Source organism: Mangrovivirga halotolerans, from assembly GCF_026241165.1.
Classification (GTDB): domain Bacteria; phylum Bacteroidota; class Bacteroidia; order Cytophagales; family Cyclobacteriaceae; genus Mangrovivirga; species Mangrovivirga halotolerans.
Genome location: NZ_JAPFQN010000004.1, coordinates 98,344 through 121,838, shown reverse-complemented (window position 1 = coordinate 121,838; position 23,495 = coordinate 98,344). Strand labels below are relative to the sequence as shown.

At 36.8% G+C, this 23,495-nt stretch carries 18 protein-coding genes; 12 read left to right on the top strand and 6 right to left on the bottom strand.

What is annotated here, in order from left to right:
• The first annotated feature begins 9 nt into the window (after positions 1-9).
• From OO013_RS07155 to OO013_RS07140, 4 genes are all read left to right on the top strand, one after another.
• Entirely contained in the window at positions 10-780 is a 771-nt protein-coding gene (locus tag OO013_RS07155) for an SGNH/GDSL hydrolase family protein (RefSeq protein ID WP_266056035.1), read from the top strand.
• On the top strand, positions 764-2,239 hold the full coding sequence (locus OO013_RS07150) for an SLC13 family permease (protein ID WP_266056034.1): 1,476 nt from the start codon (positions 764-766) through the stop codon (positions 2,237-2,239). The genes OO013_RS07155 and OO013_RS07150 overlap by 17 nt, the downstream gene beginning before the upstream one ends.
• A gap of 11 nt (positions 2,240-2,250) precedes the next feature.
• Complete coding sequence (locus OO013_RS07145; protein ID WP_266056033.1) at positions 2,251-4,020, top strand: Ig-like domain-containing protein; 1,770 nt, start codon at positions 2,251-2,253, stop codon at positions 4,018-4,020.
• A gap of 61 nt (positions 4,021-4,081) precedes the next feature.
• The gene (locus OO013_RS07140; RefSeq protein WP_266056031.1) at positions 4,082-5,413 is read left to right on the top strand and encodes an Ig-like domain-containing domain; all 1,332 of its coding nucleotides are present in this window, start codon (positions 4,082-4,084) and stop codon (positions 5,411-5,413) included.
• A 160-nt stretch (positions 5,414-5,573) separates the two neighbouring features.
• Here OO013_RS07140 and OO013_RS07135 read toward each other — a convergent pair whose 3' ends face one another.
• Positions 5,574-6,083 carry a lipocalin family protein gene (locus tag OO013_RS07135; RefSeq protein WP_266056030.1) on the bottom strand — a complete coding sequence of 170 codons (510 nt, stop codon included), beginning with the start codon at positions 6,081-6,083 and terminating at the stop codon, positions 5,574-5,576.
• Between the two features lie 119 nt (positions 6,084-6,202).
• Here OO013_RS07135 and OO013_RS07130 point away from each other — a divergent pair, with 119 nt between their 5' ends.
• The 4 genes from OO013_RS07130 (at position 6,203) to OO013_RS20160 (ending at position 10,578) form a co-directional block, all read left to right on the top strand.
• The gene (locus OO013_RS07130) at positions 6,203-7,990 is read left to right on the top strand and encodes a glycosyltransferase (RefSeq protein ID WP_266056029.1); all 1,788 of its coding nucleotides are present in this window, start codon (positions 6,203-6,205) and stop codon (positions 7,988-7,990) included.
• Between the two features lie 135 nt (positions 7,991-8,125).
• Positions 8,126-8,734: a T9SS type A sorting domain-containing protein gene (locus tag OO013_RS07125; RefSeq protein ID WP_266056028.1), complete on the top strand. Its 609-nt coding sequence runs from the start codon at positions 8,126-8,128 to the stop codon at positions 8,732-8,734.
• A 314-nt stretch (positions 8,735-9,048) separates the two neighbouring features.
• Positions 9,049-9,684, top strand: coding sequence for a T9SS type A sorting domain-containing protein (locus OO013_RS07120; protein ID WP_266056027.1), 636 nt, complete (start codon positions 9,049-9,051; stop codon positions 9,682-9,684).
• Positions 9,685-9,768: 84 nt separating this feature from the next.
• A complete protein-coding gene (locus tag OO013_RS20160; RefSeq protein ID WP_305067205.1) occupies positions 9,769-10,578 on the top strand; it encodes a J domain-containing protein in 810 nt (269 codons plus the stop codon).
• A gap of 238 nt (positions 10,579-10,816) precedes the next feature.
• Here OO013_RS20160 and OO013_RS07110 read toward each other — a convergent pair whose 3' ends face one another.
• From OO013_RS07110 to OO013_RS07095, 4 genes are all read right to left on the bottom strand, one after another.
• A complete protein-coding gene (locus OO013_RS07110) occupies positions 10,817-11,797 on the bottom strand; it encodes a helix-turn-helix transcriptional regulator (RefSeq protein ID WP_266056026.1) in 981 nt (326 codons plus the stop codon).
• A gap of 83 nt (positions 11,798-11,880) precedes the next feature.
• Entirely contained in the window at positions 11,881-12,264 is a 384-nt protein-coding gene (locus OO013_RS07105; RefSeq protein WP_266056025.1) for a VOC family protein, read from the bottom strand.
• Positions 12,265-12,311: 47 nt separating this feature from the next.
• Complete coding sequence (locus tag OO013_RS07100) at positions 12,312-13,205, bottom strand: bestrophin family protein (protein ID WP_266056024.1); 894 nt, start codon at positions 13,203-13,205, stop codon at positions 12,312-12,314.
• Positions 13,206-14,351, bottom strand: coding sequence for a cystathionine gamma-synthase (locus tag OO013_RS07095; RefSeq protein WP_266056023.1), 1,146 nt, complete (start codon positions 14,349-14,351; stop codon positions 13,206-13,208).
• 63 nt (positions 14,352-14,414) lie between these two features.
• Here OO013_RS07095 and OO013_RS07090 point away from each other — a divergent pair, with 63 nt between their 5' ends.
• Positions 14,415-15,095 (top strand): TVP38/TMEM64 family protein, encoded by a 681-nt coding sequence (locus tag OO013_RS07090; protein WP_266056022.1) that lies wholly within the window; start codon positions 14,415-14,417, stop codon positions 15,093-15,095.
• Here the strand turns inward: OO013_RS07090 and OO013_RS07085 are convergent.
• Positions 15,092-16,726, bottom strand: coding sequence for a mechanosensitive ion channel family protein (locus tag OO013_RS07085; RefSeq protein WP_266056021.1), 1,635 nt, complete (start codon positions 16,724-16,726; stop codon positions 15,092-15,094). The two genes, OO013_RS07090 and OO013_RS07085, sit on opposite strands and share 4 nt — an antisense overlap.
• A gap of 470 nt (positions 16,727-17,196) precedes the next feature.
• On the opposite strand from OO013_RS07085, the gene OO013_RS07080 reads away from it, so the two are divergent.
• From OO013_RS07080 to OO013_RS07070, 3 genes are all read left to right on the top strand, one after another.
• A complete protein-coding gene (locus OO013_RS07080) occupies positions 17,197-18,441 on the top strand; it encodes an ammonium transporter (protein ID WP_266056215.1) in 1,245 nt (414 codons plus the stop codon).
• 124 nt (positions 18,442-18,565) lie between these two features.
• The gene (locus OO013_RS07075; protein WP_266056019.1) at positions 18,566-22,798 is read left to right on the top strand and encodes an AsmA family protein; all 4,233 of its coding nucleotides are present in this window, start codon (positions 18,566-18,568) and stop codon (positions 22,796-22,798) included.
• 55 nt (positions 22,799-22,853) lie between these two features.
• On the top strand, positions 22,854-23,483 hold the full coding sequence (locus tag OO013_RS07070) for a TetR family transcriptional regulator C-terminal domain-containing protein (protein ID WP_266056017.1): 630 nt from the start codon (positions 22,854-22,856) through the stop codon (positions 23,481-23,483).
• Positions 23,484-23,495 lie beyond the last annotated feature (12 nt).

Below are 23,495 nucleotides of genomic sequence, written 5' to 3'. Positions count from 1 at the left end.
AAATCGAGAATGAAGAATAGATATATAGTGTTATGGGTCTTCTTGCTATTAGTCTCATCACCACTTTCTGCACAGAATGATACGCTAAAAGTATTATTTGTTGGTAACAGTTATACTTATTTCTGGAACCTTCCGCAGGTAGTTGAGGAAATGGCAAAAACCCAGGATTTTCCGATGATTGCGCGTCAATCTACTGAGGGCGGCACCTCATTGGAACAGCACTGGAAGGGAGAGAAAGACCTCGAAACGATTTCAATCATCAAAAGTCAGCAATGGGATATTATCGTGTTTCAGAATCATAGTATGAGCTCGATTAATAACCCGGAAAGCTTTATGGAATATGGAAAAAAATTCATAGAACTGGCCAGGGAACAGGGTGCAGAACCCTATTTATATATGACCTGGGCACGTGAAGCAAATCCAATGATGTTTGATACGATTCAAAAAGCATATAAAAAATTGGCTGAGGAGACCGGCACTAAACTCGTTCCGGTTGGAGAGGCGTGGCAAATGGCCAGGCAAAACAATCCGGATATCGATTTATTCGATCCGGATGGTACTCATCCTTCTCCTACGGGTACTTACCTGACTGCCTGTATGTTTTTTAATCAGTTAACAGGTCTTCCGGTAGATGATATTCCTAAGCGAATCAAAACATCAGACCGTAACGGACAGAAATTGTATTTAATGATCCAGCCACAACTACAAGCTGATTACTTACAAGCTATAGTAATGGAGATCGCTAAGTCAGGAAAGGGGGAATATGAATCCAGTAAGTAGACGGAATGTATTTATCATTGCTGGTCCACTGCTTTTTTTGATTCTCCAGCTGATCGGCCGGCCGCAATCAATGAACGCTGAGGCATTTAATGTACTGACCATTACAATATGGATGGCAGTATGGTGGATCTCAGAGGCGTTACCAATTGCAGCAACGGCACTATTACCAATCGTACTTTTCCCGCTTCTCAACGTGATTGAGATTGGAGAGGTATCATCTGCTTATGGGCATAAATACATCTTTCTTTATATGGGTGGATTTATGATCGCGATAGCAATAGAAAAATGGAATCTGCACAAACGAATCGCATTGAATATAATTTATGTGATCGGCGCAGACCTGAAGCGTATAATCCTTGGATTTATGATCGCAACAGCATTCTTATCGATGTGGATATCAAATACCGCGACATCAGTGATGATGTTACCAATAGGAATGGCGATCATATCACAGGTGACTTTTAAAGATGGCAAAAAAGGTAAAAGTTACTTTGGCAAAGCTCTAATGATTGCAATAGCGTACAGCGCTAGTATCGGTGGGTTTGCCACGCTGATCGGTACGCCGCCAAACCTTGTTTTAGCGGGAATACTCGAGCAGGTGTATAATGTTAAAATTACTTTCGTTCAGTGGTTGTCTTTTGGATTGCCATTATCGATCGTTTTATTTATCATTTGCTGGAGATACCTGGTGAGATATGCCTTTGATTTTTCGAAAGAAGAATTTCCAGGTGGTATGGATCAGTTGAAAAAGCTCCGTGAAGACCTGGGTAAGATGTCTTATGAAGAAAAAGCAGTGCTGGTTGTATTCATTTTTACAGCTGTAGCCTGGATATCGCGATCTTTTATTGAGAAAGTAATTCCTGCAGTTGATGACACAATCATCGCAATGATCGGTGGACTTGCGCTATTTGTAATTCCTTCCTCTAAAAAGGGAAAACCGATCATCAACTGGAAAGATGCCAGAGAAATTCCATGGGGAATCATCATCTTATTCGGTGGTGGAATAGCACTAGCCAAAGGATTTACAGATACAGGTCTTGCAGAGTATATTGCCAGCAGGTTAAACTACATGCAGGGTCTTTCGTTAATCTTATTGATCCTTGTTCTGGTAGCGATGGTTAATTTCTTAACCGAGATCACCAGTAACCTGGCAACGATAGCGATGCTTTTACCAATCCTTGCTCCTATTGCAGCGGCATTTGACCTCCACCCCTACATGATTATGGTATCGGCTACTGTAGCCGCTTCATGCGCTTTCATGTTACCGGTGGCTACTCCACCCAACGCGGTGGTTTTCGGCTCAAATCTACTGAGTATCAGGGATATGGTCAAAACTGGAATTGCGATGAATATCATCTCAATTCTACTGATAACGATAGTAACTTATTTTGCTCTTCCGGTAATATGGGATTTTGTTCCTTCACAGTTTCCGGAAATGTTTAATGCTCAAGTCAAATAAACAAATAAACCATGAAAATATTTAACATAAAATATCTCAAATCAATGGCAGGCCGGTCATTATTACTCCTTGGTGCCTGCCTCATACTCACAATAGCTTGTGAGGACGAAACAGAAGCAATATCTGATAACCTCCGGGTTATATTGGTTAAAGCAAACGGCGAAAATGCTGTTTCAGGTTCTACAGCTATTGAGCCTAATGAAGCTGAAATCCAACTGATCTTTTCACATCCGGTAATACCGACAGAATTTGAATCTGCTCTTTCTATTAGCGGAGATCCAACTAAGACAGTTACTTACGATGAAACAAATTCATTTGTAACACTAAATTTTCCTCTATTGGATTATAATACTGATTATGTGATTACTCTTCCTCAGGGAGATTACAGTCAGGAAGGAAATCCGATGACAGATGATTTTACATTTGAATTTACCACCAGAGAATTTGTTGCTCCGGTAATCAGTTTTTCATCTGATGTTGACTTCTTAGAAGAAGGTCAGGAGGCTGTTGTAAACATCACGCTTAACAAGGACATTCCGGTAGAGGCTTCTTTTGATCTTGAATTCACCGGAACATCAGAGTTAGATGCAGATTTTACGGCTGATCCTGTAACGTTTACATTTGCACCAGGAGAAACATCAAAATCATTTACAGTTTCTACTATAAATGATGGAGTTGCTGAAGGAGAAGAAACTTTAATAATTGGTGCTACCAACATTCAAAACCTACAGATAAACAATAACTTCGAATTATCCATTTTTGACAAATTACCTTCATTGGAGTTAAAAGGAGTTACTGCTATTCGCTGGACCGGGGAAACTGATGGTAACAGTGGTAAATCAATTCACTTAAGAGCTACTGAAGATATCGCTGATTTAAGCGAATATGCTCTGGGTGTAGCAAATAATGGTGGCGGCACTGATGGCATTGAATACACATTTCCTGCTATTTCAGTTAATGCCGGAGATGATATCCTGATAACAAGAGAAGCGGCAGCCTTAGAATCTTATTACGGAACAGAGTGTTTCAACAGATTTGAAGTAGTGATCGAAGATGGATTACCAACTCAAAATGGAGATGATGCGATCGAATTATTCCAGGATAGCGTGGTAGTAGAAACGTATGGTGATGCCAATGTTGATGGTACAGGTATGGATTGGGAATACAGCGGCTCATGGGCTTATAAGCTGGGATCTGAATGGATCACAGGAGGCGTTGATTGTACAGTAGGCTCTACTTCCATGGCCGATGCTGTTTGTACTTATCCACTATGTGACACTCCGGTTGCATTAAAAGGTGTTATGGCCTTACTATGGGATGGATCTGGCACAAATGGTGGTAAAGCAGTTCACTTAGTGGTCAACAGAGATGTTCCTGATTTGAGTATTTATGGAGTTGGAGTTACAAATAATGGAGGTGGAACAGACGGAATAGAGTTTACCCTTCCTGCTGAGCCTGCTTCTGAAGGTGATCATATACTAATTGCAAGAGAGCCTGCGACAATCGGTAGCTACTTTGGTGATTGCATTAACAGATATGCATTGGTTGTTCAATCTGATGCCATGAACCAAAATGGTGATGATGGAGTTGAACTATATGAAAATGGTGTAGTAATAGAAACCTATGGTGATGCCAATGTCGATGGAACAGGAGAAGCCTGGGAATATTCAGGTACCTGGTCATATCAGGTAGGCGGCGTATGGCAATATAATACGCTGGATTGTGCAGCAGGTGCTACGTCAAACGCAACATCTGATTGCCCGTATGCTTTCTGTCAATAATATAAATCAAATTAATTTGGCTGGTGGGAAATACTCACCGGCCAAATTTTAATCATTCTTAATGAGATATTTATACTTACTTTCATTTCTAATTTTAATCATTCCGGGTGGATGTTCTGAAGATGAAAACCAGGCTCCGGAAATAAATTTAATATCTTCAACGATCAATGGATCAAGCTTGCAAAATGGTATGACCGGGGTATCTCCAACTGCGGAAATAGTTCTGACATTTTCTTCTGCAATTGATCTGAACGCTTTCAGAAATAACTTTTCGATTTCTTCAGGAACGCAAGAAGCAGATTATTCTTTATCTCTTCAAAATGCCAGTACCAGGATAACCGTTCAACTTGGAGCTGAGTACAATACTACTTACGATTTAATCCTAAATAGCGCAATAATAGGTTCAAATGGAGGTGTCTTATCTGGTGGACTCAATCTTAGTTTCACCACCGCTGAAAATGATCTAATCAATGATCCTTGTTTATCAGGGGGGAATTGCGAGAACACGTTTACAATTATTGCCGATGACAACACTGAATCTTATTTTAATTATTATGCTAACTATCCCCTGCAAACTGAACTTGGTATTAGTGAAAATATCACAAAAGCTATCATAGTCATCCACGGGATCAACAGGAATGGTGATGATTATTTTAACTACTTAAGTAACACTCTGAGTGAGTTAAATATGCATGAAAACACTTTACTCATCTCTCCTTCATTTGAGGAGACTCCTCAAAGCAATGGCTTTAATTACTGGTCAGGATCAGGATGGAGATCGGGAGGCAATAGTAGTAATTCGACATCTATAAGTTCATTTACAGTAATCGATAAAATGGTTGGAGAACTGTTAAATAACAGCAACTTTCCTAACCTTACCGAAATTGTAGTAACTGGTCATAGTTCAGGAGGATTGTTCACGCACTTATATTCTTCATCGAGCAAAGTAGAAGACCCTGTAATTACTTATATGGTGGCCAATAGTCAGTTTTTTTATTATCCGGATGCGAGAAGGTATAATGAATCTACAAGTTCTTTTTACACAGTAGAAAATTGTACAGGAATAGATTTCTGGCCATATGGCTATTCGGCAACACCGGCATATTTATCAGGTGTATCTAAGGAGTCGTTTGATCTGCAATGGAGGACAAGAAATGTAATTTACCTGTTGGGCAACGGAGATCAGGCAGACCCTACTTTGAATACTGATGATTGCCAGGCAATTGTATTAGGAAGCACCCGATTTAACCGAGGTAAAAATATTCTCAGATACCTGAATAACTTCTATCCCAATTCAAATGCTCATTCTGAGATAATAGTTGAAGGAATCGGTCATGATGGACAAGGAATGTATAGTTCTGAAGAATTTAAAAACTGGCTGGGAGGTCTATAGTGGTGTAGTTACATTCCATTCTTTTTTGTAAAAAACTGAATTCAGGAAAGACTTTACCAGGTAGTTTATAGAAGTGTAGCAAATGCACTTCTAAAAGGGGGGCTAACAGAAATATTCTGTTAGCCTTTTTATTTTCTATTTATCCAAAAACATTAAAGAGCTAACCACAATCTTCCTGTGGTGTTTTTTGAAGATCAGACGTATCAAATCCTTTACTTTCAGCCAATTTTAACAGCCTGTCATACAATTCATCATCCATATCTCTGGTACGGCTAAGTATCCATAGCGATCCTCTCGAAGGTGCACCGACCATAGCATACTCATAATTTTGACCAATATCAATAACATAATAATCCCCTTTAAAAGGCCAGAAAAACTGAACTTTCAGTTTTCCTTCACCAGCAGGAAATGCTTTACCTGAAATATCACTTACTTCACCATCCTGAAGGCAATGATTATATACCTGGATGTAGTCTTCCTTTTTAGTGTATTCAGCATAAGTGCAACTACATCCTTCCTGAAAAGTGTTAGGGAAAGAAGCAATCTCATACCATCTTCCAGTATACTTTTCAAGATCAACCGAAACTGTTTCTAAAGGATCATTTTCATTACTACTTTCATTGCAGCTAAATAATAGTAATAAAAGGAAGGGCACTACTATATTTTTCATATTTAATCAATTGTTTTATTTAAAGGATTGAAATGTTAACCACTCATGCAATGATTAGTTACATAACTTATACAATTTTCTGGAATATTTCCTAACTTTTAGGAAACCACTATCAAGTTATGACTGAATCAACTTATCTGATTGAAATTGCCTGGGAAGTTTGCCACAAAGTTGGGGGAATTTATACAGTAATCCGTTCTAAAGTTCCTGCAACAAAAGAAGTGTGGGGAGATAATTATTTTCTGATTGGTCCTGCAGTTGAAGATCAGTATCAATATGAATTTGACCCCACAGATGATTTAAGCGGGCCTATAGGTGCAACAGTTGAACATATGAGAAATATGGGATACGATGTTCAATATGGTACCTGGCTGGTCACTGGAAGGCCTAAAATAATATTACTTAAACCACAAGCAACTTTCAATCGCCTGGAAACAATAAAAAAAGGTTTAAGCGAAAATTTTGGAATCAGTTCTGCTGAGGATAATGAATTATTTGACCAGATTTTGATGTGGGGTGATCAGGTAAGGACCTTTTTATCAGTTCTATCACAAAAAAAAGGAGATACTAAGGCTATTGCCCAGGTTCATGAATGGCTTGCAGGGGTGCCATTATTGGGAGTTAAAGAGATGAATCTCCCTATTTCAACTGTATTCACTACTCATGCGACAGCACTGGGAAGGAGTCTGGCAATGAACAAACCAGATTTTTATAAATCCCTGCCAACAACCGACTGGCACCAGGAAGCAAAAAAATACTGGATCCTCCCTATTGTTCAAATGGAAAGAGCCTGTGCTAAAAATGCAGATATTTTCACCACTGTAAGCGAATTGACCGGTGAGGAATGCAAATATTTACTTGGAAAAGAACCTGATCTGATTACTCCAAATGGATTAAATATAAAACGATTTAGCGCTACCCATGAGGTACAAAACCTGCATGAAGAGTTTAAAGAAAAGATTCATAATTTCGTAATGGGACATTTCTTCCATTGCTATAGTTTTGACCTCGATAATACCTTGTATTTTTTCACTTCGGGGAGATTTGAATTCAAGAATAAAGGATATGACATCACTCTGAAAGCCTTAGTTCGACTAAATGAACTGATGAAAAAAGAAAAGGTCGATAAAACAGTGGTCTTCTTCTTCATTACACCAAGGCCTTCATGGTCCATTAACCCAGACGTACTGCATACTCGTGCAGTGATGGAAGAAATAAATAAAACCTGTGAAAAAATTGAGGAGCAGGTAGGTAGAAAGTTGTTTTATTCTGCAGCAGCTGATCAGGAGAATTTCACCTTACCTGATTTAAATAACTTTGTGGAAGAATATTGGAAACTTAGATATAGAAGAATTCTTCAATCCTGGAAAACCAATCAATGGCCTATAGTTGTCACACACAATCTTAAAAACGACATTGATGATGACATTCTTAAATATCTGAGGGATAATCAATTTGTTAACAGTCCTTTGGATAAGGTGAAGGTTGTATATCATCCGGAATTTATCAATTCTACCAATCCGTTATTTGGTATTGATTATGAAGATTTTGTAAGAGGTTGTCATTTGGGTGTGTTTCCTTCTTATTATGAGCCCTGGGGATATACTCCTCTTGAATGTATAGCACGAGGGGTACCGGCTGTCACTTCAGATCTTTCGGGTTTTGGAAATTACGTTTCAAAAAATATGAAAGATTACGAAGACAAGGGAGTCAATGTATTGAAAAGAAAAACTGGTAATGAAACTAAAACTGTAGAGAACCTCGCTCAGTACTTACTTCATTTTACCATGACTTCGAGGAGATTTAGAATGATACAGAGAAATAAAGCTGAAGATCTGTCAGAATCTTTTGATTGGAAAGAATTGACTAAATACTATAATGAGGCTTACAAAAAAGCACTGGAATAAAAATGAAATCCTAATGTCCGTTTTTATTACACTTTACCAATAGAGATAATTACATAAAACGCTGTAAGACAGTACATTAAATAATGTTGGACTAATTTTTGGCATTGATATTATAAAGAAATAAATATCAGTGTTATGAAAACAAATATAAAAACTATCGCCAATGCAATAATTATAATTGCTCTGTTCTGCGCTTCATTTTCTGGTTTTTCCAAATCACTAGATCCTAAAACGTTCAAGTCAGGACTTTCTTTCGAAGTAAAAAAATCAGAAAAGGATTTAATGTTAAAATTAAATCTGGATCAACCAAGTAACAAACTTGCTATAGTAAGCCTGTCTTCTGAAGATGGAGAAATCTTGTATAAATTTTTTACAAGTAATAAAAAGCATCATCAGCAAATTGACCTGTCTCTTTTTGGATATGGTGAATATAGCATCTCAGTCACATCAGAAGGTGAGACAATCACAGATAAAATAAAATATGAATTTCCGGAAGTGTTAAAACCTCGAATTTTAGTCAAGCATAACCCGGAAACAAATCTGGTGGTAATCTATGGCAGAAACCTTTCTGAAGATACTTATATAAGTATTAGTGATTCAAAAGGAAAAGTATATTATAAAAATAAAATCAATGAGAAGGATTTTAATGAAAAATTAAACATTAAAAATCTTCGTTGGGGTGACTATATAATAAGCACTACAAATAAAGACCTTTCTCACAAAACAACTGTAAGTAAAAAGTAGCACGACATTTCATGTGCGTAAAGAAGAGTGGCTTTTGCCACTCTTTTTTTTTGTCTTATCGGATATCCCCCAGATTGTGGTACCAGTCCATGCATTCAGGTAACCCACATTTTTTGGCTACTTAAACACCTTTAAAAAGTTATATGTGTCACTATTGAAACCATAATGTTCATTAGCGTACATTTTTTATTAAGCCCTTCAAATAAAAAAACATCTAAACCACTGAAAAACAACTACTTAACACTATTTGGCATTGCTTTGGCATTAAACAAAACACAAATTGATTTAATAAAAACTACAAAATATACAACGCCATGAAAACTCTAACAAAAACAATTTCAGTATTAAGTTTAGCCCTTGCTTTCTTTCTTACTTCATTTATTTCTTTTGCAGAAGTTAATGAAAACAAAGACAAAACCTTCGATCCTAAAAAAATGAGTTCAGGTTTAACATTTGACCTGGATCATATGTCTCAAGCTCCATTAAATTTCCGATTGGATATTCGTCAACCTGAAAATCATTTAGTCAATGTAACTATTTATGACACAAATGGTAAAGAGGTCTACTCATCATTTACCAGTAAAACTGAAATCAGCCAACTATTTAATGTGTCTGGATTAGGCTATGGTGAATATACAGTTGAGATTGCTACTCTTGGTGAGGTAGCTAGTGATAAGATCGTTCTAGAAAAACCAGAATTTATGAGACCAAAAGCCTTTATTAAAGAAAGTGAAAAAATAAAAAATAAGGTGACAATTGTGTCTCTGAACACTGATTCGACTGTAAAAATTAAAATCCATGATCAAGATAATAAATTAGTATATTATGATTCTTACTTTGTTAATGACTACAGAGATCATTTAGATTTAAGTTTTTTACCTAAAGGAGAATATACAATATCTTTGGAATCAAAGAATCTATCCGAAACACAAAAAGTCACAGTTGAATAAAAACTTCATAACTGGCAATTAAAAAGAGTGGTCTAAGGCCACTCTTTTTTTTATGTTGAATTAAAGTTACTTTAGCAGTTGCCTATGGATAAGAATTATTATGAAATACTAAATCTTTCCAGAGATGCTTCTCTGAAAGAAATTAAATCGAGTTATAGAAAACTAGCTTCACAATATCACCCTGATGTTAATAATGATAAAAAGGCACAGGAAATATTTATTAAAATAAGAGAAGCATATGACGTTTTATCTAATCCGGTAAAAAAAGAAGACTATGATAATAAACTTAATTATGCTGAACTACTAAGAGACACAAGAAGAGTAGTTCCTTCAAACCACAGACCAAAATGGCATCAGTATTCTCCTTACCGAACCCACAGACAACAATATAACTATAAAAACATTCCTCAAAACCAGGAGTTTCTGATCCAAAATAAAAAAACATTTGTAACTATTAACTGGATAATAATTATTATTGGAGCTTTGCTATTGAGTGATTTTCTAACTATTGAACCCGGTGACAAATTTTATTTTAATGCTTTTGAAGTCCGGGAAGTTCCTTCTAAGGGAATGATATACAATATCGAGGTAGGCAGTTATCTAAAGAGAGTCGGGCCATTCAAAGAACTTAGCGAATCAGAGCCTGCTCAACTTTTCAAAACAAAACTCTTTGGGAAGCGAAAAGGATATGAATTATATAGCATCGATGGAACAGCTAATTTCGTGTCTGACCCTGCACCAATTTACGGCACTTTGATATTCTTTCCAGCCATCACTATTTTATTAAGCATTATTGGACTTTTTATAAAGAAACACCCGGTTACATTTGCCAACTTATCGATAATCTCGATTCTTTTTGCGATTTTCACCCTGGTAATATTCCTGCTCTCCTGAAATGAAAAAACCTGTCTTCCCGAGAGGAAAACAGGTTTAATTAACCCAACCATGAAAACTCATACCGACAATTAATCTGCTAATCCACCGTCACAACCAAATTCGGGTGGCAACATCTTAACTAAACACGACATCTGGTGTGTTAGTCGGAATTCGTATTACAAATGTATTACTATCGGATTAATCTGTATATACAATTTTAACTAACTAATGTCAAAATATGACTATCTTCTCATTATCAGAGTCTTTTCCACTCGCTTGGAAGTATACCATACTTGTTTTTAAAGACTGATGCGAAATGTCCGGGATTGTTAAAACCAATCAAATAACTAATTGAAGATATGCTATAATCTGAATTTAATAACAGGTTTCTGGCTTCTTCTAGTCTGGCTTCCTGCAAATATGAATAAACGGGCATTCCAAATACTTCTTTAAACACGCTACGCATTCTACTTGGTGATAATGCAGCTTCATCAGCTAATTCTTCAACATTAGGTTGTTTAGAAAGATCCTCAAGCAGTTTTTCCCTTACTTTATAAATCCTTTCATAAGCATCGGTTTTACTTTTCCCGGCCTTCGACCCTAATGAAAAATCTCTTTCATCGACCTTATTTAAAAATAACATGACCAGTTCCTCAGCACGCACTTTTCGAATATTTTTCGAAAACGCATCATCTCCTACAACATTGTGAATATCACTGATTAGCTTTTTCATTTCAAGAGTGAGCATTTCATGGATTATTATATCCTGTTCTGCCTTTAAAACATGCCTGGAGAAAGAACTATCCTTTTCAAACCGTTTAATAAATTGATCTTTAAGCCGGACAGATAAAAATCTTAATTCTTTGTCAATTGGCAAAAACATCTCACTTGGCTCAGTTGTCATTCCAAAAGAAACCCCATGCAGGGAATTACTACCTACATTTACCTGTCCATATTCTGGAATTTCAAATCGTATTGCCGGAGAATCTATAAATAAAACCGGAAAAAAGTTATTGGATAACTTACCGTGACGAAATATTCTTACAGGATTTCTGGAAATACACTCTCGTGTTATAATAAGATCAAATAAACCTTCGAACTCTTCAATTCGAACATCGAGTTTCAGGTCTTCATTATCAACTATTAGCCGGTTTCCGTTTACTTTGATATCAAATTCACGGGCTATTTCATGCAGGATATCCCGTGAGGCATCCGGATGAATATTTAATGTAATCATGTACTGGTTGGGTAACTTAAATGATAAAGATAACGGCTACCTTCCAGAAAGGATTTAAAAAATATGATTTTTATGATTTTTGTTTATAATTGATCGTCAATAGGCTCCCAAAGTTCGATTTTTCTACCTTCGGGATCCATAATCCAGGCAAATTTGCCATAAGGGTAGTCTTCCATTTCTCCTACCTGTTTAATTCCTTTTTTATCCAATTCTCCCAGTAGTTCGATGAGATCATCCACCCGGTAGTTGATCATATAATCATGATCTGAAGGACTAAAGTATTTCGTATTACCAACAAACGGACACCATGTGGTCGATCCTTTTCCCTCAGCATCCCCATCCTGCCATTTAAATACCCGACCATACTGATCATAATCGATACCTAAATGTTCTTTATACCATTTTTTTAACTTTTCGGGGTCCGGAGACTTAAAAAACACTCCTCCTATTCCTGTTACCTTAGCCATGAGATAAATTTGTTTTTACAGGAATTTACTGGGTATCAAATTAATAATCAATCTTTTCCCAGCAAGATTTCTCCAACGTTTAAAGCAATCATATCCGCCAGCTTATCAGTAGGCAGATCATTAGTGTCTGTTCCGAATGGATCTTCTATTTCTAAACTCACCTCTATCATTGATAAAAGCAGATATGCTATAAAAAACACCACAAATACAGAATACCACCCCATTGACTCAACAAGGCCAAAAGGTAAAGTCAATAAGTAAAGCCAGGCAATCGAAGTAACAAGAAACTGATGTCCGGAAGCGATTGGTGTATTCTTGATCCTTTCACACTTACCGAGGTAGTCTGTTAATAACCCGGCCTGATCTGTAAGTTTTACAAATTGATAATCTGTAATTTCACCAGAGGAATACGCTTCCCGAAACCTTTGTTGCATAAGCATAATCAATGCATTAGGCTTGTGATCCATCTTTTTCACAAAGGCAAACTCTTCATCAGACAGGAAATTATATGCTTCTTCATCATCTCTATTTCTCAGGTGATCTTTTAATACATGAGGAAAAGCAGATAGCAGGCCAGTAAAATCTTCCAGTCTATGGGGGCTATTTTTAAACAGCTCCTTTATCAACATGGCCATATGCCTGGATGTATTGACGAGTGTCCCCCAGATCTTGCGACCTTCCCACCAGCGATCGTAGGCAGTATTATTTCTAAAGACTAAAAGAATACCCATAGCAGCTGTTAAAAATCCTGCAAAAGAAATACCTACTTTTGTAGCCAGCATTTGAAGATCCAGGGTTAAATAAGCAATGAAGGATGCGCATAAGACAACAAGAATTAATTTTGGCATCAGCTTCATTAACATCGACCATTTAAATTTAATTAAAGGTCTTGAATCATATTCATTCTTTAATTGATCAAGGTAATCAGTTATTTTACTCATTTAAATCTTCAAAGCTTGTTTAAGGTCTGCAATTAAATCCTCTGAATCCTCAATTCCAACACTTAACCTAATCAATGAGTCTGTAAGACCAACTTTTAACCTCTCCTCACGCGGAATAGATGCATGAGTCATCGATGCAGGATGACCACAAAGTGATTCCACACCTCCCAGAGATTCGGCCAAACTAAATAATTGAAATTTTTTCAAAACTTCGAAGGCAGCCTCCTGACTATCTTCTTTTAGAGAAAAAGAAATCATTCCCCCAAAGCCCCTCATCTGTACTTTTGCGATATCATGATTAGGGTGATCTTCAAAACCGGGCCAGAATACATTTTTAACCGCAGGATTAGTAGCAAGCCAATTGGCAATCACTTCTCCGTTCTGGCAGTGACGTTCCATTCTTAAATGCAGAGTTTTGATCCCTCTCAACACCAAAAAGCAATCTTGTGGACCCGGAACAGCTCCACTTGAATTTTGTATAAACGCAAGCTTTTTGGCTAGCTCATCATCGTTAACAACCAGAGCCCCCATTACCACGTCACTATGACCTCCAAGGTATTTCGTTGCTGAATGCATAACAATATCAGCGCCCAGTTCCATAGGAGATTGAAGTATGGGTGTAGCAAAGGTATTATCAACTGCCAGAAGTATGTCTTTATCTTTAATTAAATCAGCTACTCCTTTTATATCAATAATATTCATCATGGGATTAGTCGGCGTTTCAAGCCAGATCAATTTGGTGTTATCATTGATCAGACTATTCACCTTTTCGACATGATTCATATCAGTGAAATGAAATTTTATACCAAAGTTCTCAAAAATCTTAGTAAATATGCGGTAAGATCCGCCATAGAGATCGTTGGTACTGATAACCTCATCTCCGGGTTTAAGCATTTTGACAACTGCATCGATAGCACCAAGACCTGAAGAAAAACATAATCCATGCTTTGCATTCTCAAGAGAGGCAATGCTTTTTTCCAGGGCATGCCTTGTTGGATTTTGAGATCTCGAATATTCATAACCCTTATGTTCTCCAGGTGCTGACTGAACATAAGTCGTGGTTTGATAAATGGGTGTCATTATCGCCCCCGTTGCAGGATCTGGCTCGACACCTGCGTGAACTGCTTTCGTTCCCAGTTTAGTCATATAATTAAAATTAATTTTCAGAAGGAAAATAATTATTATAATAATGAGTTATAAAATTAAGAAATGTTAGGTTCCAGGACATTCATTCGTAATCTTATTTCTACCTTTTGGGGAGCATGGCAATTTGTAGGCCCCTTGATTTGCAGTTCTACGCTGCTGGGATATCTCATTATGAACGATATCACTTCGATACCAGTAGGCTTGCTCGATACCACTATATATTTCTTCATAGCTGCTATTGTAATGGGGCTGGCACTATTACCCACAACGCTTACCGCGGCAATCTGGGGCTATTATTTACCCTGGTTCACCTTCCCTTTTCTTATCGCTGCCTATATGTTAGCTGCATTAATAGGATATTATATTTCGATTAACATCGAGGACAGGTGGCTATATACTATTATTAATAAAAACTCAAAGCGAAGGAGAGTTTTTGAGACGTTAAGAAGAAAAGGACTTAAAACTGTTATTGCTGTCAGGATATCCCCGGTCCTTCCCTTTGCTGTAATGAATCTTTTAATGGCTGCAGCTGCAGTTCACATAAAAAAATTCTTCTATGGCAGCCTGATCGGAATGATGCCACGCACAGCCCTGGCTTTTCTCACAGGTGCATCTGCTTCATCAATTTATGCAATCATCGAATCAAAAAAACCGCTGCCAGTTGAGACAGCGGTTTGGATAATCTTATTCTTTATTTCGACTATATGGATCGGTTGGATGATCCGAAAAGCTGTCAAAAACTAATTCAATCCTTTTTTAGAGTAAAAAGCTGCAAGCTTTTCCTTTAATTGATCCGGAGAATCAGTGTATTCCGGTGTAAGACTTTCTTTTTCAGGAAAAGTTTCCATATGAAGTGTTTGTGTAGGAAAGGCAAATCTCACTCCTAAATCTTCAGACAATTCAATGATTTGAAGCATTAACTCATGACGGGCCTTTAACTCACCACCCCAATCAGGCACCCGGAAGAACACATAATACATGATCTCCAATGCAGAACCTCCGAATTCATTCAAATAAATATGGTAGTTATCCTTCCTGGTATCAGGATGGTCTTCTGTTAATTTTCTTAATCCTTCTACAAAAGCCTCGATCACATCTGGTGGAGTATCATAAGTAATAGCCAAACGAGTATAAAACCTTCTGTAAACTCTCAGTCCGTGATTATCGACAGTCATATCTGCCAGCTTGCCATTTGGCACAGAGGTAACCGAATTTCTAAAAGTTCTGATTCGTGTAGACCTGAAACCAACTTCTTCAATAGTTCCGTCAATATCACTACCGGCAGTAATCCAGTCTCCAATCTGAAAAGGCCTGTCCAGAAAAATCATTATACTCCCAAAAAAGTTCTTCAACGTGTCCTGGGCAGCTAAAGCAAAAGCAAGACCTCCAATTGATAGTCCGGTTAGAATTGGAATTACATTAATATCCAGGCTACTTAAGATAAATATTACCCCGATTAGTACCACAAAGATTTTCAAGGTCTTACTCACCAGGGGAACTAATTGATCATCGAGTGTAGACTGAGTTTTCTCAGCCATCCGATGCATATACAAACTAACGATATCCACCAGCCTGTATACAATTATTGTAGCAAAAAGCGGTACAAGAGATTTGAGTATTATAATAGTATAATGGGCAAATTCAATGGGCAATTGCAATACCCTGATGAATACACTCATTAGAAAAACCACAATAAACCACGCTGCCGGACTGGCGATTGGCTTTACAAACCCCTTGGCTATATCTTTATATCCTGCTTTTAAAAGAATAACAGTGATCACCTTTCTTAATAAAAAGGTAAATAAATTATGGATTATCACTGCCACCAATATTAAAATGGCCAACCCAATGATTTGCCATAAATAAAGACCTAAATACTTTTTATTAGTTGTATTCGGTAAAATATTTAATAGTTTATGAGTACCAAATGGATAAGTTTCCTTGTGTAGCTCATCAATATGTCTGACAGTTTCATCAGAATAATACCATCTGTCTCCTACTTTTTCAAGACTGATTCCCTCTACCCCTTGATCAAGAATATACATATGTTCAGATGATGCAGAATCAGTATAATTTGGGTTATTAGAAATCTGAGCTGTATAGATCCTGATTCCCTGGCCATCCCAAATTTCTTTTAGTTCCCTCGCAAAATTCTTTCTCTCCTTTAAAGGATATTTTGGATTAAAGGATCTTGCAGATGCATTCGGGTGATAATTATCATCCTGAAGATATTTCAGATGAGTCTTCACCGTTTTTCGGGGTGTAGATAAATCAACCGTTACCGTATCTTTTTTCTTCTCTTCCTGTCCAAAGGAAAGAAGCGGCATGGCTAGTAAAAAATAAAATAAAAACCTGGTGATATATTGAGATTTCATGCTTTGATAATTTTCAACAAAATAAACACCCTTTATTCTATTATTCAACAAACTGGACTTTATTGATAATATTTAAATATAAGAGGCTATTGATGTGTTTTTATCAATAAAACAGATCAGACATAAAAATTCTACTAATGCCTCACCCCTCTCATTAAAAATAAACCCATCTATCACCATATTTTCAACAAATCCACTACAACTCTTTCAAAAACACCCCTATACAATTACAAATTTCATTAAAAATCAAAATTCAGGATTATTTTAAACCCTAATAATTCCTTTTAAACAAAAATTATATAAAATTAGGGTTGTTATTAAACCTAAAAATTAAACATATACATTTTTTTACTGAATTATAAGTTCATATGCTAACCGAAATTATTCATGACTTATTGATCAGTACAGGAAGCGATTTTTCAGTACTGACAGATGTTGAACCAGGTTCATCAACCGCTTCATCTTTTGCGATGGCAGAGATCGAATCTTTAAAAGAACAACAAGAATTAAATATTTTAACTACTAATAATACCTGGATGATGCTGTGTACAGCGCTGGTGTTTATCATGCACTTGGGTTTTGCAGCTGTGGAAGCAGGATTTACGCAAGCTAAAAATACCGTTAATATCCTTTTCAAAAACACATTAACCCCCGCAATCGGCTTGTTAACTTTTGCTTTCTTCGGATTCAACTTGATGTATCCTGCATTTGCAGACGGGCCAGGATGGTTTGACTTTTCAGGATTTCTGTTAAGTGATACTTCCGGCCTTAGTTATAATTCGGGATACACATATTGGACTGACTTCCTGTTCCAGGGAATGTTTGCCGCTACTGCTGCCACTATAGTTTCAGGTGCCGTGGCTGAACGAATTAAAATAAACGCCTATTTTATCTTTACCGTAATATTTGTCGGGTTAATCTACCCTGTTATCGGTAGCTGGAAATGGGGTGGCGGAGCATTAGATGCGATGGGTTTTTATGATTTTGCCGGCTCAACACTTGTACATTCAGTGGGTGGCTGGGGAGCGCTTGCCGGAATTATCATGATTGGCCCTCGTATCGGCAAATATGTTGATGGAAAAGTAGTTGATAAAGCAGGGAGTAGTGTCCCTCTTGCAACAATCGGTGTTTTTCTATTATGGCTAGGATGGTTTGGATTCAATGGAGGCTCTGTTCTTTCTGCCGATCCTATGGCTACCTCAATCGTACTTGTCAACACTAGTTTGGCAGCTTGTGCAGGAGCACTTGGAGGTTGCTTCACGGGTTACTTCATGTTTAATCGCCTTGATTTCGGCATGGTACTAAATGGCGTTCTAGCCGGGCTTGTAGGGATTACTGCCGGAGCTGATGTAATGAATATAACTGATTCGCTCTTTATTGGATTGATCAGTGGAACACTCGTAGTTTTCTCTGCTGTATTTTTAGACAAATTAAAGCTTGATGATTGTGTCGGAGCGGTTTCTGTACACCTTACCTGCGGAGTATTTGGAACCTTAGCTGTTGGAATATTCGGCTCTATGGCAGGATGGAGTCAATTTTTAACCCAGTTAAAAGGAGTTGCAATTTGTGGTGGTGCGGCCTTTACCTCAGCATTTATCATATTCTTTATAATGAAAAAAACATTTGGAATCCGTGTATCAGCAAAACACGAAACTGAAGGCCTCGACAGCCACGAACACGGAATCAGAGGGTATACAATCGTCTACAACGACTAAGTAAGATCTTCCTTATTTCTTCACCTGTTATGAGCAATCTGACCCCCGAACTGCGCCTGCAGCTAAGGGGTCTTTTTTTTATGAAGGTTTTTGTCTAAACTGCATAATAATACCTTGTAACTCTATGCCCGAAGGAAAAACAAGACATAAAAAACCATTTTATCGTCGCCATGGTGTGATCATTGGTTTTTCCTTAATTATTCTATTGATTCCTTTCTTTCTAATTACGAAAAATCTTACAAAATCTTACCTGTATGATTTCTTAGAAGAAAAGATAGCAGAAAAGACTGACGGCAAATATCAATTTAGTTATTCCGACATATCTGTATCATTTTTAGCAAGCAAGGCAGAGTTTAAAGACATACATCTGACACCTAAAGATTCTTCCGATTTTTATAACCTGAAGGATACCTCCAACATGGTTAAGATATTAATTCCGGATCTCACACTGGATGTCAAACAACTTATTTTGGTTTATTGGACTAAAAAACTGGAAGTTCAAAGCATTCGTCTTGATTCTCCGGTAATTACCATTAAAACCTCCGGAAGACAAAATTCTACTTCCTTAAGTGGCGAAGTGGGTAAAATCTATAATCAGATTTCTGAATACCTTGAAGAATTCAAAATTAATAACCTCAGTATAAATGATGCCAATGTTGAATATCTGCTTTTAAGAGATGAGCAATTATGGCCAGTGATACTTGATGATCTAAACCTGAATATCGATGATTTTTTACTAAACAGATCAGCAGTAGAAAATAAGTCGAAATTTTTAAGTGCTGATAATGTTACTTTTTATTCAGGCCCCCAGAAAATTTTTCTGAAAGACTCTGTTCACTTTGTGAGTTTTGACAGCCTAAAAATAAATACATTAAACTCAGCAATACGCATCACTGACTTTACCATTCAGCCATCTGAGGATATTTCACATGATGAGGTTCAAAATTTATTTTATTACAATACCCCGGGTTTAGAGATCAGAAATATTGATTTCAACAGGTCTTATCAAAAAAATATATTAGATGTAGGGGCCATAACTCTGACTGAAACCACATTTAACACAAAAAACCATTGGGTAAAAAAAATGATCAGCGGAGAAAAGTCCGTTAAACAGGATAATAATTTATCCGCATTCTTATCATCTGTTTTTAACACCATCGAAGTCGATACTTTTACAATGGCTCATGGAAAAATGATCTTTGAACAGGAAAACGGTGGTGTACTGCATCTTCCTCAAATGGAGATCAGTGTCTATGACTACATTTTGGATAGTACGATGATATCTACCGGAAACTATTTTCCGTCTTATACTGACCTTGGAGTCCGGTTTTTTAGCCCAAATTACCGATCAGGAAACCGGGAGTTGAACTTTAATGCTTCAAGCATCGAATTTTCCTCGAAGTCTGAGATACTCAAGGTCAATAAATTAAAAATCAGCAAACAGAAAGATGGAGCTAAAACACCAGACTTTGAAGCTTATCTGCCAGAAATTATACTTGACGGACTTGATAAAACCATGCTTAATAAAGACAGCACGGTTTCATTGAAAGAAGTCTATCTCAATAGTCCAGATTTTTTTATCAGGTCATCAAATATAAATAAGACACAGAATAAAGAAAACATTCTAAGGGACCTGCCTAAAGCATGGTTAAATGCAAAGATTGATAATCTAATAATTGATAATGCCAGACTTGAAATAAGTGGATATCGGGGCTCCAGTTCTCCACAAATATTAACGACGGGCATGAAGATTGATATCGATAATATGCTCTGGTATGAAGAAATGAGTCTTGAAGAAAGTTTAAACCAGGCTACAATAAATACAGCTTCTACTGAGTATATAATTCTCTCATTAAATAATGGCGGAATTATAAAATCAAGATTTCCGGTTGTAAGAAATGATTTTAATAGAATTTTCATTCAGGACCTGGAATTTGAAAAACCTCCACAAGACAGCTTATCTTCAGATGTGAAATATATTGGAGAGGGAATCAGGCTTTATAGACTGTCTAAAAACAAATTAATTAAAGACCTGGTAATTTCTGCTGACAGTGCTACCATCGAAAAAGGTAATTTAGAATATCTGATCCGCAATAAAGCCAGGGTCGATTCAACCGGTTCTGTTTTAAGAAAAAAAACCATTAAGGGAATAAACTTAAAGGCAGTAAATCTCAAAGAAACAGAATTTAATATCAAAAGAGATTCTACCTGGCATCTGACAACCCCAAATGCAGCTTTTTATACTACAGATCTTAAATGGAATAATACCACAGACAGCATAGAATTTGGCTTCAATAAATATAAGATCGATTTCAAAACATTACTTTTTAAGCATCTTGGCATGGGCCATGAATTAAGTGCTGACAGAGTATATTCAAGCTCCAGCTCTGACAAAGTGATTTTTGATAATCTATTGATCAATGCAGATAATAAAAAACTGAACAGGGGAATTACTATCAATGCAGAAATCCCATTTCTAACAGCAAATGCCTATGATCTTTCAAAAGGTATAAATAAGAATGAACTTAGTTTCAGGTCAATTGAACTGGAAGAGCCTGCGATAAAAATTGATATCAACAAAAAAAATATAACAAAAAAGGAAGCCGGTAAATTTTCATTTTCATCAGAGAACACATCAATCATAAACGGAAGTCTTTCGATAAATCTCACAGATTCCTCAGGAAACATCACAAAAATAAGTACTGCCTTGATCAATGGTTCGGTAAGTGGCCTTGAAACCCTGAGAGATTCAACTGGTATTCACTGGCCTGATGGAGGAATGTTTGCTTTTTCAGGAGTGGATTTCGAAAATAAGGACATCATAATTAAAGCTGATAGCATTACTACCGGTATGGATCCCGGGTCCTTGGTTATTACCAATGCCGAAGGAACTCCTAAAGACAGCACTAAAAACTGGCAGGCTAACACGGAAAAAATTTCTATTAACAATTGGGATATCCCTGTACTATTTTCTAAAAAAGAATTCACAGCCGGATCTTTGGTCGTTGACGGAGTGACCTATACCAAACTCCTGACAGGTGATAACATTCAGGCTACTGATAACTCCGATGTATTTAATTTAAAAGAGGAAGCAAATGACTTTATTATCAAAAAGTTTACCGCCCTTTCTAAAATAGACATCGATAATTTTGCTATAAACCAGGTTAATTTTTCAATTGCAGACCCTTACCAGGAACGACTTGCAGTCCAGGGCTTTAGACTTGGATGCAAAGACCTGAAGGCAGATTTCACAAAAAATAAAGATATCTGGAGCTATAGAGCCCTTGAAACCGGTTTTGATTACTTCTTCTATCCTTTGGCTTCATATAATATACAAAGTGGTTATACGATTTGGAACGATATTTCTCAAACCCTGACCGTAACAGACTTTCGAATTGTACCTACCCTACCCCCTGAGATACTTGCTGAGTCACAAAACTACGAAGAAGATATTGTTACGCTACGACTTGGAGAAACGGTAATTAAAGATTTCAATACTCTTGAATTGCTCAATGATTCAACAATTGTAGCCAAAGAAATAATTATTAAAAACCCGGAATTAAATATCTACAGGGATAAAAATAAACCAGTTGATAAAAGTGAAAACAAACCTTTCCCAAATGAGTTTGTCCGCAATAGTCCACTGGGTCTCAATATAGATAAGATCACTACTTTTGGTGGATTCCTGAGATACAGAGAGGTCCCTGAAAACGGTTTAAGGCCCGGTGACGTTATCCTCACTGATGTTTCGGGCAATCTGTCCAATATTTTCAGCAATCCACCAGACAGTTCACATATGCTGATTAGTATGCAGGGTGACCTGATGGGCACAAGTAAATTAACTTTGGATCTTGACTTCAATATGAATAGTGAAGAAGGGGCCTTTAAAACCACCATTGGCCTGGCTCCTATGCCATTGCCGGAAATGAATGCATTTCTTGAACCATCTGCTATGATCAGGTTTAATTCGGGGCAATTAGATACCGCCATGGTTTTTGCCCAGGGTTATAAAGACAACATTTACGGTAACATGGGATTTTATTACCAGGATATGTCAATGACTCTCTTAAAAGTAAATACCGACAAAGAAGGTGGCGTTCAGGGTACTTTGGGCGGATTTTTTGCCAATATGATCCTTAAAAAGAATAATACAGAAGAGTGGTACAAAAAGCCGCGTTACATGTTTTATGAACGTGTAGATCATCGTTCCTTCATTAATTTCCTTGTAAAAGCCAGTTTAACAGGGATAAAAAGTAACATGGGAGCCGGAAGAAACCTTAAGTTTATCAGGAGATTTTACCAGGATGAATTCAAACCTGAGATCGAGGAACTTAAAGAATCCAGGCTTAAAAATTAATTAAATAATTTATTGAAATCCTCCAACAATATGTTACCTCATTTGTTTAAAATACATGGTAACATCACAAAGATTAAAAAATAATTACATAAATCATCTACTAGTTGATCCGGAGCCATTGCGATCAGTACTGGCCTTCTGTAAGAAACTAAAGATCAAAGAAGAGGAATTCTACGCCCATTACAGCTCCTTCGAATCATTAGAAGCTGATATCTGGCAGGGATTTTTTGATGATACAATTAAATCATTAGGTAAAGAAGAAGAATACGAAATGTATCCTGTAAGAGAAAAAATGCTTTTCTTTTACTACACCTTCTTTGAGATCCTTAAAAATAACAGAAGCTACGTATTGTATCGACAGGATGCTTTTACAAAGCCACAAAAAACTCCGGGCTACCTAAAACCCTTTTACAAATCATTTAAAAATTATGTAAATGAATTAGTCGATGAAGGGGTTGAAGGAGGTGAAATCATTAAACTTCCAATTCAGGGACAACTCAAAAATCCATTTTTAGCCCAGTTGATCTTTCTGATAAATTTCTGGTGCAATGACACTAGTAAAAACTTCGAGAAAACTGATGAAGCAATAGAGAAAAGTGTAAGGCTTGGTTTTGAACTTATCAGTGGTGGAGTTTTTGATGCAGCAGTTGATTTTGGAAAGTTCATGTTCAGACAATTTCGATAATAACTTAATGTG